Origin of the sequence: Hornefia butyriciproducens, assembly GCF_009695915.1 — a bacterium.
GTDB lineage: Bacteria > Bacillota > Clostridia > Peptostreptococcales > Anaerovoracaceae > Aminicella > Aminicella butyriciproducens.
Window position 1 is genome coordinate 214182 of record NZ_VUMZ01000001.1, and the last position, 16968, is coordinate 231149.

Consider the following 16968-nt stretch of genomic DNA (forward strand, 5'->3'; position numbering starts at 1 on the left):
ACTTTTGCGCATTAAAGTCAACGAGCGCTGGCTATTTCAGCAGATCCATCGCCTTCTGAAGCTGACGGTCCGTCGTGTCTGATGACTTCAGTTTCACCACGTAATCGGGCCGGACACCCTTCCCGTTGATCCGGTGCCCCTTCGGAGAGAAATACTGGTGAGTCGTAAGCTTCAGCGCAGATCCGTCCCGGAACGGATATTCCGCCTGCATGATACCCTTGCCGAAGGTCGTGGCGCCGACAAGTTTTCCGCCCCTGTTGTCCTTCACTGCCGCCGCCAGAAGCTCCGAAGTGCTGGCGGTGTTTCCGTCCACCAGCAGAACGTACTTCAGCCTGGTACAGCTCTCATCTGAATTGAAATACGTCTTCTTCCCGTTCCGGTCTTTGACATATGTGATCGTCCCCTCCGGAAGCAGCATATCCGCAATTTCAATGCCCTGATTCGCGTAACCGCCTCCGTTGGCGCGTATATCGATGATCACTCCCTTAGGATTCTTCTTTTCCAGAGCTTTCAACTCGGTTTTGAATTCCTCCGCGGTCTTTTCAGCGAAGGAGCTGATGCGGATGTATCCGATCTTCCCCTTCAGCATTGTTCCTTTCACCGTGATTTCTCTGACTTCTCCCCGGATGATGGAGACCGTCTTCTCGGCGCCGCCGCGTTCATAGGTCACCTTCACTCTGGTTCCCTGTTTCCCCGTAATCGCCTTTTTCAGTTCCGTCGTGCTCGGGAAAGTCTTTCCGTCCACCTTGCGGATGATGTCGTTTTTCTTCAGCCCCGCGGACTTTGCCGGACTCTCGTCCATAACGTCATTGATAACGTAATTTCCGTCCTCGTCCTCACTGAAGACGATGCCGATGCCGTAAAATGTTCCGTTGACGTAGTTGTCCCACTCCTTTGCCTCCTTGGCGGTGAAGTATACGGAATATTTGTCCCCCACACTTTTGACCAGCGCCTTGTACATGGCATTCATCTGCTTCGTCTCGCTGACCTTGTAGTAGCCGTTCGTGTTGATCTTCTTCTGAATCGTGTACAGTTTGCTGTATTTCTCTGCAATCGCGGCGTCCCGCCGATAGGTTCCGCTGTTCACAAAGACCATTCCGCTGATTTTGCAGAACGCCAGAAAGCCAGCGCCGGCGGCGAGAAGAGTCAGGATCACCGTACAAATGATCACGAAGATCAGTTTCTTCTTTTCTGTCTTTATCATCTGTTCCATTCTCGCAGTATATCACATTTCACGGACATTTTCCACGATCATCTGCATGGAAACTCTCCCGTTCCATTCTTTCAGACCCAGAGAGCCGATGACCTCACATCCGGCAGCGCCTTCCTCAGACACCGTGTTCCAGACCGTATCCGTGTCCCGGAACACGACGCATTCCAAACGCCGTCTGCCGCTCATCACCTCATAAAACCGCATGTACTGTCCGTTGCTTCCCATGCGCACCGGATCCACGGCTCGGCCGCGAACCGCCACCTGTGGTTTTGTGTTCCCGCAGCCGCAGGGTTCCAGCAGAGACAGCTGCTGAATCAGCTCCGGATTTACATCAGCACCGGTCAGAGTCAGATCAGTCCGGATTTTCCGCCGGAAAATATCCGGGTTCTGCGTCTGGAGCTGCTTCATCCGGTTCTCCGCATTCTGACGGAGCTGCGGAAAGAGCTCCTTCCGGATCGTAAAGCCGCATGCAGCCGCATGTCCTCCGAACCGTTCAAACAGATCCTCGCTCTGTTTAAGCACCTCATAGATATTGACTCCGGGAATGCTGCGTCCCGTTCCCTTCAGGCAGTTCTCTCCTGTATCCGTCAGAATCACCGTCGGGCGGTAATACTGCTCCGCCAGTTTCCCCGCAACGATTCCCGTCACGCCCTCGTGTGCCTTCCCCATATCCAGCATAAGGAACAGGCTTTCCGCCTGTTCACGGTTCACCTGCTCCTCACAATTTCGGAAAATCTCCTCCTGGATTTTTTTCCGCTGCAGATTGCACTCGCAGACACGCTGGATATTTTTACTTATCAGTTCCTCATCCCGAGACAGAAAAATATCCGCAGCAATGCGCGCATGCTCCATTCTTCCGGCCGCATTCAGATGTGGAACGATAACAAAGGATATGTTCTCGGCCGTAATATGCCCCTGCTTCAGACCGACCGCGTCAATGAGTCTCGCCAGATTCGTCCGCTCTCCCGTATTAACCGCCCTGAGTCCGTACTTGGCCAGAGTTCGGTTTTCATCCACCAGAGGAACGATATCCCCGATGGTTCCGATTCCCACCATATCGAGGGTCCTGATCAGAATACTCTTCGGAAGCCCGGTTTTCCGGACGATAGCCTGACAGACCTTGAAAGCGACACCGCAGCCTGCCAGCCATGGGCAGGGATAATTACAGTCCGGCTGGTTCGGATTGATGACGAGACAGTCGGCGATACGATCCGTCACTGTATGATGATCCGTTACCAGGATTCCCATGCCCAGTTCTTTGGCATATTCCACTTCCTCACAGGATACACTGCCGCAGTCCACGGTAATAATGAATTCTGCGCCCATCGCCCGCACACGGTCAATCGCGCCTTTGTTAAGTCCGTATCCCTCTTCAAACCGTGACGGGATATAATACATCAGCCGATCCGTCAAAGCGGACAGCACCTCCGTCATGACGACGACAGAAGTAATCCCGTCGGCGTCGTAGTCCCCGTACACGCAGATCTTCCTGCCCTTTTCTATGGCAGACAAAATCAAATCCACTCCTGCCTCCATATTATGGAGCAGGAATGGATCATGTGTTTTCTGAGGACGGTCAGAGAGGAACTCTGCTAATTCCTCTTCTGACCGTATTCCTCTTTTATTCAGTAATTCTATCAGCTTAGGCTGCAACTCCATTCGCAGATTTACTTCCTTTCATCATGCCTTCATCATGAGATTCCAATGTACGGTCTCGGGCTGATCGGCGTACCGGCGCTGTTGCGAACCTCGAAATGGAGATGAGAGCCTGTACTCCAGCCTGTCGATCCCGCCAAAGCGATCTTCTGGCCTCTTTTCACCGTCTGTCCCGCACTTACCAGAAGCCTGGAATTGTGACCGTAAACAGATGTGAGGCCGTTTCCGTGGTAGATGACCACAGCATATCCGTATCCGCCATAGGAACCTGATCTTACCACCTTTCCGCTCTGCGCCGCGTAAACCGGCGTTCCTGTCGGTACAGCCAGATCAACTCCCGGATGACTTTCATAACTTCTGGCCTCTCCGAAATGGGAAGTCAGCGTATAGCCGCCCGGCAGAGGAAAAGCCCACTTGCCTCCGGAGTACACAACGCCCCCGGCGCTGGCTGCGGCAGCGATTTCATTCTTCAGCTTATTCTCGGTCTTTTCCAGAGAATCATACTTGGCCTGCAGTGTGGCCTTTGTGCTGTCCAAAGACGCCTTCGCCGTCTTCTGCTTTTCCTGCTCCTTACTCAGCTCTGATTTCTCCTTCTTAAGCTTTGCCTCCTTCTCCTGAATCGCCTTCTTCTGGGATTTCAGCTCAGTCAGAATGTTCTGGTCATTGCTGAAGATCTTCTGCACCAGATCTACATTTGTAACGAGCTCCTCCACGCTGTTGGAGCCCAGAATCACATCCAGATATCCAATGGAGCCGCTCTTGTACATATTGCGAAGACGCTTGTTCAGACCGTCCTTACGAGCATTGATATCCTTCTTCGTCTGCTCCAGTTCCTTTTCCGACTTCGCGATCTGCTTTTCCTTCACCCTGATGTCGCTGTTAATCGTATTCAGGGCCTTCTGCTTCTTCCTGATCCGCGACTTCAGTGTGCTCAGTTCCTCGGAGATGTCGTCCTTCTGGGCCTGAACCTCCTTCAGCTGTTTTTTCTGCTTCTTCACGCTCTTTGTCGCATAACTTGCCTGCAGAGGACAGAAGCACACGATCAGAGATGCGATCATCGTAACAATCAGTAACTGCTTTTTTTTCATCTTGAACCCTCCCTGCTTACTTATCCAGGAACTTTCTCATCGAGATGATACTGCCGGTCGATCCGATTCCAACGCCCAGTGCCAGGAATATGATGACCAGGTTGCTTGCCAGATAACCTGCCGGCACCAGCGGAGATGACAGGATCGTCATCACCTTGACGCCGATAGCGTCTACAATCCTTCCGTAGAACAGATATGTCACGCCGGCCGCGATCAATGAAGAAACTGCGCCGATTATTATACCTTCCACAAGGAAAGGCCCCCGGACGAACCAGTTTGTCGCGCCGACATATTTCATTATGGAAATTTCCCGCGCCCGGGCAAACACCGTAAGTCGTATGGTGTTTGCGACGACCACGATGGAAACGATAATCAGAAACAGCATGATCACCATGGCCGCGATTGCCATGAAATTGGTAACCCTCGTCAGCTTGTCAACCGTTTCCTTATAATATTTCGTGCTCTCCACTCCGGCAATCTTGCCTGCGGCCGAATTGACCCGGTTGGCGGCGCTGAGGTTGTCCACCTTGACAAGGACCGAATTCGGCAGAGGATTGTCCCCCAGGGAATCCAGCAGATAACCGCTTTCTCCCCAGCGCTCCTTCAGGATTTCCAGAGCCTGATCCTTCGTGCGATACTGTACCTTGTTAACGCCGTTGATGTTTTCCAATGTATCCATGATGGTCTGAGCCTGTTTGGTGTCCGTGCTGTCCATCAGGTAGACCTCAACCGTGTCGTAGTCCTGCTTGACCATTTCCGTGAACAGGTTGACGTTGACGACGATCACAAAGAACATTCCGAGAATCAGCATCATCGCCGTGATCGCGAAGATGGAAGCCAGCGCCATTCCTTTGTTTCTGCCGATCTGGAGGATCGCCTGCTTGATGTTGTAGAACAGTCTAATCATCCGTGAAGACCTCCTCCCTGTAATCGTCATCCTCGTCATATCCGTACTGTCCGTAATCGTCCCGCACGATATGACCGGATTCAATGGCGATGACACGCTTGTTCATGCGGTCCACGATGTCCTTTGCGTGAGTCACCATGACGATGGTAGTTCCGGTCTCGTTGATCTCATCCAGAAGCTGCATGATACCGGTCGCGGTGTCCGGGTCGAGATTCCCGGTAGGCTCGTCTGCAATCAGCACCTTGGGATTGTTGATGATGGCTCTTGCAATGGCCACACGCTGCTGTTCACCCGCAGAAAGCTCCTGAGGGTACCGCTTGGCCTTGTCTCCGATTCCCACCAGAGTCAGCACCTGAGGCACCCTTTTGCGGATCTGGCGGCGGCTCTTATGCATGATTTCCATGGCAAAAGCCACATTTTCAAATACGGTTTTCTTCGGCAGCAGCCTGAAATCCTGAAACACGATTCCGATTTTCCGGCGCAGCTGTGGTATCTGACGGTTCGAAAGATTAGTCACATCGTATTCGCCGACCTGAATCTTTCCGGCGTCCGCATCAAGCTCTTTCAGAATCAGCTTGATAAATGTGGATTTCCCGGCGCCGCTGGGCCCTACCAGAAATACGAAGTCTCCGTTTTCAATGTTGACACTGGCGTTCTCCAGCCCGACATTCTCCCCGTACATCTTCGTTACGTTTGTAAATGTTATCATATAAAATGCTATCCTTTGTATCTGGAGTATTTCTTAAGTTTTCTTAATAACTCGTATAGTATACCATGTTTTTTCCGTTTTGCAAACCTTCTCAGTATGAAGGTTTTGTGAAGGCAGACTTCCCCGGCAGCTGGAACAAAAGCATACGCGGTCCGGCCGGAGAATTCCCGCTGTCACACAGCAGGACGCTTAAACCGCAGATTTCCGCCGTCTCGCAGCAGGACGCTTCTCGACCGCGAAAAAGGGGCCGTCCACCTGCGATGATTCGCCTGATGACACAGCCCCCGTTCTCTGCAAAAGCTGAATATCAGTAGAGCGCCCGTACCGCCGCAACGATATCCCGGGCCGTCATACCATATTTATCTCTGAGTTCATCCGGTTTTCCGGATTCACCGTAAACATCCTGCTGACCCACCATCGCGATCTTCACCGGGCACTCGCGAGAGGTGAATTCCGCTACGGCGCTTCCCAGACCGCCGATTACGGAATGCTCCTCCGCCGTCACGATTTTTCCGGTCTCCTCTGCCGCTTTACGGATGATATCCGTATCCAGCGGCTTGATGGTATGCATGTCGATAACGCGCACGTCGATGCCTTCCTCTGCCAGCTGGGACGCCGCGTCCATCGCGGAAGCCACCATGATGCCGTTCGCGATTACGGTAACATCTCTTCCTTCGCGAAGCTGATTTCCTTTTCCGAGCGTAAGTTCCGCATCCCCGTCATAGAATACCGGAACACCGGCCCTCCCCAGACGGACATAAGCCGGGCCTTTCATGTCCACAACCTGCTTCAGTAGAATTTTCGCGCTGGCCGCGTCACAGGGTGACACTACCGTCATTCCCGGAATGGTCCGCATCAGAGCCAGGTCCTCAAAAGTTTGGTGGCTGGCTCCGTCTTCTCCGACAGTGATTCCCGCATGGGTCGCGCAGACCTTGACGTTCGCTCCCGTATAACCGATTGAATTGCGGATGATCTCAAAGGCTCTCCCGCTGGCGAACATCGCGAAGGTGGACGCGCACACGGTTTTGCCGGAAAGCGCGATGCCCGTCGCCATTCCCATCAGATTCTGTTCCGCGATTCCCGCGTTGAAAAAGCGATCCGGATACTTCTTCGCAAAGTCCTTTGTCTTGGTGGAACCGGAAAGGTCGGCGTCCATTACAATCAGATCCGGGTTTCTCGCGCCTTCCTCTACCAGAAATTCGCCATAGGCGGCTCTTGTCGCAATCTTATCTGCCATTACCATTCACCTCCCAGTTCTTCAACCGCTTTCTTCGCCTGTTCCTCGTCCGGCGCCTTGCCGTGCCATCCGGCCTGATTCTCCATAAACGACACACCTTTTCCCTTCACGGTTTTGGCAATGATCACCGAAGGCTGTCCCTTCACTTCTCTCGCCTCGTCGAGAGCCGCGAAGATCTGGTCAAAGTCATGACCGTCAATCTCTGCTGTATGCCAGCCGAAGGCCCGGAATTTTTCCGCGATGGGCGTCACTGTCATAACGCTGTCATTTTCACCGTCGATCTGGAGACCGTTCCAGTCCACGACAGCGCAGAGGTCGTCCAGCTTATAATGGCCGGCCGCCATTGCGGCCTCCCAAACGATGCCTTCCTGAAGTTCGCCGTCGCCGAGCAGCACATAAACGCGAGAGCCGTCAGCGTTGACTTTGTTCCCGATCGCCATGCCCGTGGCCACAGAAAATCCCTGTCCCAGAGATCCGGTTGACATCTCCACACCGGGAACCTTCAGCATGTTTCCATGTCCCTGGAAGGGGCTTCCCAGCTTACGCAGACTCATCATATCCTCTACCGGATAATAACCCCGCTCGCCCAGCGCCGCATACTGCGCCGGAACCGCATGTCCCTTGGAGAGAACGAAACGATCCCGTCCCTCCATCTCCGGATTCTCCGGATCGATGTTCATCTCTCCGAAATACAGCGCCGTAAGAATATCCGCCGCGGACAGGGAACCGCCCGGATGCCCGGAACCGGCGTGATAGACGGCCCGGATCACATCCACCCGCACCCTGGCGGCGATGTTCTCATAGTACTCACGATTTTCTCTCTTCATCTTCATCTCCTGTTACATCCATGTTGATAATTTCATCTATTGCATACGGCAGTTTTTCCACGATATCGCTGGCGATCATGCCGTATTCGCCTTTGTCATCCGCCGCAAGATCTCCGGCCGCCCCGTGAATCAGTACGCCCGCTCTCGCCGCGTCCCAGGGAGAAAGCCCCTGCGCCGTCAGTGCCGCTATCACACCGGTCAGGACATCTCCGGCTCCGCCTGTGGCCATTCCCGGATTTCCTGAGGTATTGCGCCAGACCGTGACTGCGCCGGTCTTCAGTGCGGAACTGTACCGCGCTACCAGCGTTCCGGCACCTTTCAGGATCGCAATTCCGCGGTACTTCCTCACAAGCGCTTCCGCCATCTCTTCCCGCGAGGTGGTCTGATCCAGATTCACGTCCTCCAGCAGACGTTTCGCCTCTCCAACATGAGGCGTCAGAATCAGTTCCCCGCTGTAGTTCTGTGCAAAGCCTGTAAGTTCATGTTCTCTGGCCAGCAGATTCAGACCGTCCGCATCGATAACCAGCGGGCCGTCGTAGCTGAGCAGAATCGCCTTCAGCATTCTCCTGGAGGAGGCAGACACCCCCATTCCGGGGCCGAACGCAATCACATCATAGTTCCAGGGCTCATTTCCTCTTCCTGCCAGTTTGTCTGCCACCCTGTCCCAGTCAACGCAGATTGCTTCCGAAACCGCGGTCTGCAGAACCGGGTAATTCGCCTTCGGCGTACAGATGTAAGTCAGCCCTGCACCGCTTCGCATCGATGCCCGGACCGAGAGAACCGCCGCTCCCGCCATTCCTGACGCACCGGCCAGAATCAGCACCCGTCCGCAGTCCCCCTTATGGATATAGGGAGACCGCCCAGGAAGCAGTTTATGAACCGTTTTTCTGGTAATTTCATAGTTTTCCGCCATATCGCACCTCCACTGTCATAGTTTCCGCTTCAGTCCTGTTGTAATGTATCGCTGCCGATGATTTCCGTCCGGTTATATCGACTATATCGGCAGAAAAATCTGCGCCATCGCGAAGTAAATGCTGAGCGCCACTGCGTCAGACACTGAGGAAATCGCCGGATTGGCAATCAGCGCCGGGTCCAGGTGGATCTTCTTGACGATCAGAGGAATCATGCTCCCGATGATTTTGGCAAAAATGACAATAAACACCATCGACGTACAGACCGTCAGAGCGATGCCAGGATTGTGAATCCCGTCAATGAAATAGATCCTCAGATAGTTCAGTACACTGAGAATTACACCGATGATCACACCGACACGCATTTCCTTCCAGAGCACCCGGAGTGCATCATCCGTATCCACCTCGTCCGTGGCCAGGCCTCGGATAATCAGCGTCGCCGCCTGAGATCCCGTATTTCCCCCGGTTCCCATGAGCATCGGCATGAACGCCACCAGCTCGATTACCTTGGACAGTGACGTCTCAAAGTTGGTCACGATACGTCCGGTAAAAATATACGCCACCATCAGAATGATCAGCCAGGGCAATCGGTTCAGCGCGTGCTGCCACACCGGCGTATCCAGATACCCCCGGTCCGAATCATCGAAATCGATAACGCCGTTCATACGCTCGATATCCTCTGTCGCCTCATCCTCCATAACGTCCAGAATATCGTCAAATGTGATGATACCGACCAGCCGGTGTTCACTGTCTACCACCGGCAGAGCCAGATATCCGTATTTCTTGAAGTCCTCGGAAACCTCTTCCTGATCGTCGTCCACATCCTCATAGACGTAGTCCGTGACCATGATATCCTTGATTTTCACGGCGTCATCCGTCACCACCAGCGTGGACAGCGACACGATGCCGATTAGTTTCCGCCCCGTATCCTTGACGTAGCAGGTATAAATGGTTTCCGCGTCGATTCCTTCTTTTTTAATATGCTCCAGCGCCTCCCGAACGGTCCAGTCCTTCATCAGCGAAATATATTCCGGCGTCATCAGACTTCCCGCGCTGTTCTCCGGATAGTTCAGGAACGTGTTGATCTGTTTTCTCTCGTTCTTCGGCGCTTTCTCCAGAATCTTGTCTACGATGTTGGCCGGCAGTTCCTCCAGAACGTCGATCTTGTCATCGAAGTCCAGTTCCTGGATGATATAGGTGATTTCCTTATCTGTAATCTCGTTGATGATATCCACCTGGTCATTCGACGGCAGATAGGAAAATACCTCAACTGAAATGTTCTTCGGAAGCAGCCGGAACAGAATCACCGCCATCTGGATTCCGCTGTCGTCGATGATCTCCTCCAGCAGTTCCGCGATATCCGCTTCATTATATTTCAGAAGCTCGTCTCTGGCCCGGAAATACTGTTTGTCCACCAGCAGTTCCATGATTTTGTCGAGAGATTCCTCCAGCATGAGGTCCTTGTCTTCGTAATTATCCATTGGATTGTTCTCCCTTCTTCAGTATTCCCCTCTCACGGGGAACACGGGAGAGCATGCACTGCGGGCCGCGGGGCGTTTTTCGCGGTACAAAGCATGATTCAGTCGTATTCTGCCGTGAGGTCAGGATTTGTTTTGCTGCACAACGGCACGCTGCTTCGATTGCCGTCCGGAACGTTCTCCATGTCCTCACTTCCTTTCTGAAATCAGTGTGTGCGGCACAAACCGCAGTCGCGTCTGTGCCTCGCGCTGCTGACTGACCTTTGTCAGCGCACATCAAGTTCAACGGGAACCTAATGCTAATGCATTAAATTATTATACCGCAAAAGAAAATATGTGGCAACAAAATCAGCCTCCAAATCTGTGTTCTGTAAGAAAAACAAAAGAATCAGAGAATCTTGCCCCTTCTTCCATTGACAAAAAAATCTAAAGTGTTATATTTTAGTTGTCAATTAATGTATACGCATTTTGAAACTATATTTATTAAAGAGAAAAGAGGAGATCAAAATGGGAAATTTAGTTCAGCAGTACATTGATATTGCGAAGGAAAAGAATCCTGGCGAGCCGGAATTCCTTCAGACCGTAGAGGAAGTTCTCACTTCTATCGAACCGGTTCTGGAAGCGCATCCTGAGTACATTGAAGCTGGTCTGGTAGAACGTCTGATCGAGCCTGAAAGAGGCGTGCAGTTCAGAGTTCCCTGGGTTGACGACAACGGCAAAGTTCATGTCAACAGAGGTTACAGATTCGAGTTCAGCAGCGCTCTCGGCCCCTATAAAGGCGGTTTGAGATTCGCTCCGAACGTCTATCCCGGAATCCTGAAGTTCCTCGGTTTTGAACAGATCTTCAAGAACAGTCTGACCGGTCTTCCGATCGGCGGCGGCAAGGGTGGCGCTGATTTTGATCCAAACGGTAAATCAGACGCGGAAGTCATGAGATTCTGCCAGTCCTTTGTTACAGAGCTGTTCCGCCACATCGGACCGAACACCGACGTACCTGCCGGCGACCTGGGCGTAGGCGGAAGAGAAATCGGCTACATGTTCGGACAGTATAAGAGACTGACCAACGTCTATGACGGAACCTGGACCGGCAAGGGCACGGAGAACGGCGGACTGGCCGGAAGAACCGAGGCGACCGGATACGGTATCGTCTTCTTCGCGAGAGAGATGCTGAAACACTGCGGTGAGTCCCTGGAGGGCAAGACCGTCGTCGTATCCGGATTCGGCAACGTTTCCTGGGGAACAGTCCAGAAGCTGAATCAGCTGGGCGCGAAAGTCATCACGATTTCCGGACCGGACGGCTACATCCTGGACGAAGACGGAATCACCGGAGAAAAGGAAGACTTCCTGCTGGAGCTGAGAGCCTCCGGAAAGAACATCTGTGCTCCCTACGCAGACAAATTCCCGGGTTCCAAGTTCGTCGCGGGCAAGAAACCGTGGGAGGTCAAGGCTGATCTGTACATTCCGTGCGCAACCCAGAACGAGGTTCACATGGAAGACGCGAAAAACATCGTAGCAAGCGGCGCGAAGTTCTACTGCGAAGGCTCCAACATGCCGACAACCAACGAAGCGATCGCTTACATGCAGGAGAACGGAATCATCGTCGGACCTGCCAAAGCGGCTAACGCAGGCGGCGTAGCATGCTCCTGCCTGGAGATGGCGCAGAACGCAGAGCATCTGATCTGGTCCAAGGAGGACGTCTACAACCAGCTGGAGGGCATCATGGTGAACATTCACAAAGAGTCCGCTGAAGCCAGCGAAAGATACAACCTGGGCTACGACCTGGTCAAGGGCGCGAACATTGCCGGATTTGAAAGAGTCGCGAAGGCAATGATGCTGCAGGGTATTGTATAAATCTATTCTACAGAATCAACAGAGGGCTGTTGCAGATTTGCAGCAGCCCTTTTTCGTATATCGTGTCGGTTTCAGTATCGGGTTTTTCAGATTTTTTCGGTTCTTTTTCGCACGCTGCATCGTTCTTTGTTGACCCTCATAAATTTCCTATGGTATAATTAGTGTCTGCTCATTAAGTCCCCGTCGGACTTAATGGGCGCTGACGGCATTTTTCAGCAGCGCCGCGGCGCACCATCCAATGGAAGGGTGCGCCGACAGACACATTCGATGGCCGAACACCCAACAAGTATTTGTGCATACGACATACCATGGAGGAAAAGAATGGAAAAAGAAAAAACACTCGAACGTGAAGAAATGCTCAGCCCGCCGGATGTGGGAAAACAGAAGAAATCGATCGATCCGATGGTAATTCTGGCGATTATTATCGTCATCGCGGCGATCGCCACCTGGCTGATTCCGGCCGGTTCCTTTGACCGCATCGCGGTAAAAGGGGCAGATTACGACAAAATCGATATGGACTCATTCCGGTTTGTAGCACAGAAACCGCTGGGCTTGTTCGATCTGTTCATGTCCTTTACAAAGGGACTGCAGGGAGCCGGCGACATCATCTTCTTTCTGCTGATTATGGGAGGTGTTTTCCAGGTCGTGGAGTACACCGGCGCGCTGCACGCAGGGCTCTCTAACCTTGTCATCAAGCTGAAGGGAAAAGAAATGCTGCTTGTTCCGGTCAGCATTTTCCTGTTCTCTCTGATTTCCGCAACGGCAGCCTGCTGCGAGGAATATCTCGCATTTCTGCCGCTGATGTATATCATCTGCGTCGCAGTGGGCTTTGACTCCATCACCGCAGTCGCCCTTCTCTTTGTTTCCTCTGCCGTCGGCTATGCAGGAGGCATGATGAACGCGTTCACCGTGGGCGTCGCGCAGAATATTGCTGGGTTGGGAATGTTTTCCGGAATGTGGTATCGCTGGATTGTCTGGGCGGTCCTCGCGGCCTTGACCAGCATCATGGTCATGCGTCACGCGCGTATGGTCAAAAATCATCCTGAACGCAACGAAATGCTGGAGATTGACAGGAAATACGCAGAGCAGCTTGATCTCGGAGAGGTGCAGCCCATGACCAGACGGGAAGTGCTGATTCTTGCCGTGTTCGCAGGAGCCTTTGTAGCCGTCGCCTTCTGCATCATCAAACTCCACTTCTATATCGATGAAATGTCTGCTATCTTCCTGATCGTCATGGTTCTTGTGGCGGTCATCGGGAAAATCCGGCCGAGCACGGTTGCCGAGCAGTTCGTCAAAGGCTGCTCCAATCTCCTCTGGGCGGCTCTGATCATCGGAATGTGCAAGGCTGTCACTAATATCCTGACTGATGCCGGGATCATGGACACCATGGTATGGGCCATGGGCAATCTGCTGCAGGATCTTCCCCACAGTGTTACTGCCAGCGGAATGTTCGTCCTGCAGGATCTGCTGAATATCATGATTCCGTCCGGTTCCGGTCAGGCCGCGGTCACAATGCCGTTTATGGCTCCTCTGTCAGACGTGCTGGGGCTGAACAGGCAGGTGGCTGTCCTGGCGTTCCAGATGGGCGACGCCTTTACGAATGTAGTTACCCCGACCAGCGGAGAGCTGATGGCTGCATTGGCGATCTGCCACGTCCCGTACAAAAAGTGGTTCCGCTTTCTGGCACCGATCTGGGCGGTATGGGCTGTTGCGGCCTGTGCCTTCCTGATCATCGCAGTACAGATCGGATACCACTGATCACAGACTCAACAAAAAACCGGTTGAAACGTGACCGGGATATCAAACTGACATAAAAAAACGAGAAAACATCGGACTATCTGAAAATTACACGGAGAGAACAGATGAAACGATTATTTGAGTACAATGAAGAGCAGCTTCCCCTGGCGATTTTTGAAGATATCGCTCAGATTCCCAGGCCCTCCGGCGGGGAGGAACGGATCGCCGCATATCTGGCGGAGCGCGGAAGAAAACAGGGATTTGAAGCGGAAATGGATCCGGTCAGCAGAAACGTTATCGTCAGGGTCCCTGCAACGGAAGGTTATGAAGACTCGGAGCCTGTGATCCTTCAGGCACATACTGACATGGTCTGTGAAAAAACGCCGGACAGTGATCATGACTTCTGCTCAGATCCCATCCGACTCATTCTGGAGGGAGATTCCCTCCGTGCTGATCGGACGACACTCGGTGCGGACGACGGCATAGGCGTCGCTCTTGCCTTCGCGGCGGCAGAGTCTGAAGCCGCTCAGCACCCGCCTCTGGAGCTTCTTCTGACATCAGAAGAAGAAACAACCTTTCTCGGCGCCGGATCAGTAAACGCGGATTCATTGAAGGGACGCAGAATGATCAATCTGGACAACGCCTCTGAAAATCAGATTATTCTCGGAAGCATGGGCGGCACTGCAGTCGGACTGCACCTTCCGGTGCAGAAAACAAAAGCTGTTCCCGAGGACGGCATGGCCTTTGAGATCGTAATCTCAGGCATGCACGGAGGACATTCCGGTGAAGATGTTCACCGGGGATATGGAAGTGCCAATCAGCTGCTGATACGGCTTCTCCGAAAACTGGAGCGTCAGCATCAGATATCACTTGCGGAGATTCAGGGAGGCTCCTTCCGGCTGGCGCTTCCGAGAGACAGCCGGGCTGTCATTCTGACCAGAGACGACGTGGCGGAAACCGTAAACAACATGAAAGCCGATTTCCTTCAGGAATATCAGAAGACGTGTCCGGATCTTTCTATTCAGCTGAATGCCGCCGGTGCGCGGGGACAGAAATACACATCGGAAGACTTCCACAGGATCCTGGCGCTGCTGAGCGTTCATCCGGACGGAATCATGCAGATGAACGGGGTCTTCCCCGGAATGGTGGAAAGCTGCCTGAATCTTGGATACATCGAGGAACGGGACCGCGAGCTCTATCTGGAAACAGAGGTTCGGGGCGACTACCCCTCCACCATTGATGACATCGTGGAGAAAATCGCCTGCCTTGCGGAGCTTACCGGAGCCTCCTGGGAAACCTTTGACTCCTATTCTCCCTGGAGCTACGATCCGGAATCTGCGCTTCGGGAAAAAGCCGTCGCGGTCTATCGCGAGCTTTTCGGCCGGGATATGACCCGCGTCATGATGCAGGGCGGTCTGGAATGCGGAATCCTGAAGGAAACGATTCCCGATCTGGATGTGATTTCCTTCGGACCGGACTGTCGTGACTTTCATTCTCCGGGGGAATACCTGAGCGTTTCTTCCGCAAAGAGGACCTGGGTGTATCTGAAGGAACTTCTTACAGCGCTGAAATAGCAGCCGCTCCTACTCTTACGTTCCATATTGCGGCAACACAGGCATTGCAAATATCGTCCCTAAATCGACAACAGCGCATACAGCGCGCAGGCTGCTCATGTACAGTGCAGGCAACTCACAGCAAGGGAGACTGCGGAAAGCGATTACCCGCTTCCCGCAGCCTCCCTTTTCGATAGATTAATTTACAGAGACTATACAGCCTGTGTATTACGGTTCCGGATAGAATCCTGACGGAGCCTCGGACAGATTGATCATGATGTTCTTCATCTGCGTGTAGTGCTCCAGGATCACCTTATGCGTCTCACGGCCGATTCCGGACTCCTTGTAGCCTCCGAACGGAGCGCCCTCCGGAATCGAATTGTAGGTATTCACCCACATACGTCCGGTCTCGATTCCTCTCGAAACACGAATCGCCCGATTGATGTCTCTTGTCCAGACAGCGCCGCCTAGTCCATAAGAACTGTCATTCGCCATCTTGATGACATCTTCTTCATCCTTGAATTTGATGACCACTGCAACCGGCCCGAAGATTTCTTCCTGTGCAACTCTCATATTGTTTGTCACATTCGTCAGCAACGTCGGTTTCATGAAGCAGCCCTTCGCCAGCGCACCGTCTGTGGCTCTTTCTCCGCCGCACGCCACGGTCGCTCCCTCGGAAACTCCGATATCAATGTAATTCAGAATCTTGCCCAGCTGGATCTCATTGATCTGCGATCCCATCTGCGTTTCAGGATCCAGAGGATCACCGACCTTGACAGCGTTGAATCTCTTCACTGCCTCTGCAACGAATTTGTCATAGATGCCTTCCTGCACAAAGACTCTGGATCCTGCGCAGCAGACCTGCCCCTGATTGAACAGAATGCCCAACTGGAGACCGTCCATCGCCATATCCCACTTGCAGTCCTCGAAGAAGATGTTCGCTGATTTTCCGCCAAGCTCCAGCGTGCTCGGAATCAGCCGATCCGCAGCGGCCTGCGCCACATTTCTGCCCACTTCGGTGGAACCTGTAAATGCCAGCTTGCGGAATCCCGGGTGCTCAAGCATATACTGTCCGGATTTTCCGCCCTTGCCAGTAATCACATTGAATACGCCTTTAGGAATCACATCCTGCGTCAGCCTCGCCAGCTCAAGTACGCTCAGCGGCGTGGAGCTCGACGTTTTGAATACGGTGCAGCAGCCGCTCGCCAGCACCGGAGCCAGTTTCCACGCTGCCATCAGGAACGGGAAGTTCCACGGGACGATCTGTCCGACCACGCCGATCGGTTCTCTGAGAATCAGACTCAGTGTATCTTCGCCCAGCATCGTCGCACTGCCCTCTTCTGCCATGATGCAGCCCGCGAAATATCTGAAATGATCCGCAGACATCGGAATATCAATGGCCAGACATTCTCTGATCGGTTTACCATTGTCCATGGACTCTACAGTAGCAAGAAATTCTTTGTTTTCATCAATAATATCAGCGACCTTGTTCAGGATCGTCGCTCTTTCATTCACAGTCGTCTTCTTCCAGCTGTCAAACGCCTTCCACGCCTCCTTCACAGCGAGATCCACATCCTCCCTAGTCGCCTCCGCGCAGCTCGCCAGAACCTCACCGGTCGCCGGATTCGTTGTCTTGAAGGTTGCACCGTCCGAAGCCTTTCTCCATTCTCCGCCGATAAAAAGCTCGTACTCATCCTGTAATTTAACCTTATCCATAGTTTACCTCCTTAGACCCTTCGGTCTTCTTCCTTTTGTACAAATTATAGTACAAGAATTTTCAGAGTACAAGCATAGTTTAGAT

Annotated in this window: 13 protein-coding genes; 3 read left to right on the forward strand and 10 right to left on the reverse strand. The window is 52.9% G+C overall.

What is annotated here, in order from left to right; all coding sequences use genetic code 11:
* Positions 1–31: 31 nt before the first annotated feature.
* The 9 genes from FYJ64_RS00960 to mgtE all read right to left on the reverse strand — a co-directional run bounded on the left by FYJ64_RS00960 (position 32) and on the right by mgtE (position 10029).
* A complete protein-coding gene (locus tag FYJ64_RS00960) occupies positions 32–1204 on the reverse strand; it encodes a S41 family peptidase (protein ID WP_206045492.1) in 1173 nt (390 codons plus the stop codon).
* A 21-nt stretch (positions 1205–1225) separates the two neighbouring features.
* The gene (gene recJ, locus FYJ64_RS00965) at positions 1226–2872 is read right to left on the reverse strand and encodes a single-stranded-DNA-specific exonuclease RecJ (RefSeq protein ID WP_154573380.1); all 1647 of its coding nucleotides are present in this window, start codon (positions 2870–2872) and stop codon (positions 1226–1228) included.
* Positions 2873–2904: 32 nt separating this feature from the next.
* A complete protein-coding gene (locus tag FYJ64_RS00970) occupies positions 2905–3957 on the reverse strand; it encodes a murein hydrolase activator EnvC family protein (RefSeq protein ID WP_154573381.1) in 1053 nt (350 codons plus the stop codon).
* Positions 3958–3973: 16 nt separating this feature from the next.
* Positions 3974–4864 (reverse strand): permease-like cell division protein FtsX, encoded by an 891-nt coding sequence (gene ftsX / locus FYJ64_RS00975; RefSeq protein ID WP_154573382.1) that lies wholly within the window; start codon positions 4862–4864, stop codon positions 3974–3976.
* The gene (gene ftsE / locus FYJ64_RS00980; RefSeq protein WP_075714779.1) at positions 4857–5573 is read right to left on the reverse strand and encodes a cell division ATP-binding protein FtsE; all 717 of its coding nucleotides are present in this window, start codon (positions 5571–5573) and stop codon (positions 4857–4859) included. Before ftsE ends, ftsX begins: the two co-directional genes overlap by 8 nt.
* Positions 5574–5880: 307 nt before the next feature.
* Positions 5881–6810, reverse strand: a complete 930-nt coding sequence (locus FYJ64_RS00985) for a transketolase family protein (protein ID WP_154573383.1) — start codon at positions 6808–6810, stop codon at positions 5881–5883.
* Entirely contained in the window at positions 6810–7637 is an 828-nt protein-coding gene (locus FYJ64_RS00990) for a transketolase (RefSeq protein ID WP_154573384.1), read from the reverse strand. The genes FYJ64_RS00985 and FYJ64_RS00990 overlap by 1 nt, the downstream gene beginning before the upstream one ends.
* Entirely contained in the window at positions 7618–8550 is a 933-nt protein-coding gene (locus tag FYJ64_RS00995; RefSeq protein WP_154573385.1) for an NAD(P)H-hydrate dehydratase, read from the reverse strand. Before FYJ64_RS00995 ends, FYJ64_RS00990 begins: the two co-directional genes overlap by 20 nt.
* 81 nt (positions 8551–8631) lie before the next feature.
* Complete coding sequence (gene mgtE / locus FYJ64_RS01005; RefSeq protein WP_154573386.1) at positions 8632–10029, reverse strand: magnesium transporter; 1398 nt, start codon at positions 10027–10029, stop codon at positions 8632–8634.
* 504 nt (positions 10030–10533) lie between these two features.
* On the opposite strand from mgtE, the gene gdhA reads away from it, so the two are divergent.
* From gdhA to pepD, 3 genes are all read left to right on the forward strand, one after another.
* A complete protein-coding gene (gdhA, locus tag FYJ64_RS01010) occupies positions 10534–11877 on the forward strand; it encodes an NADP-specific glutamate dehydrogenase (protein WP_154573387.1) in 1344 nt (447 codons plus the stop codon).
* 321 nt (positions 11878–12198) lie between these two features.
* Complete coding sequence (locus FYJ64_RS01015; RefSeq protein WP_235897066.1) at positions 12199–13635, forward strand: YfcC family protein; 1437 nt, start codon at positions 12199–12201, stop codon at positions 13633–13635.
* A 104-nt stretch (positions 13636–13739) separates the two neighbouring features.
* Positions 13740–15188 carry a beta-Ala-His dipeptidase gene (pepD, locus tag FYJ64_RS01020; protein ID WP_154573388.1) on the forward strand — a complete coding sequence of 483 codons (1449 nt, stop codon included), beginning with the start codon at positions 13740–13742 and terminating at the stop codon, positions 15186–15188.
* A 207-nt stretch (positions 15189–15395) separates the two neighbouring features.
* On the opposite strand, the gene FYJ64_RS01025 is transcribed toward pepD, so the two are convergent.
* On the reverse strand, positions 15396–16883 hold the full coding sequence (locus FYJ64_RS01025; RefSeq protein WP_154573389.1) for an aldehyde dehydrogenase family protein: 1488 nt from the start codon (positions 16881–16883) through the stop codon (positions 15396–15398).
* Between the last annotated feature and the right edge of the window lie 85 nt (positions 16884–16968).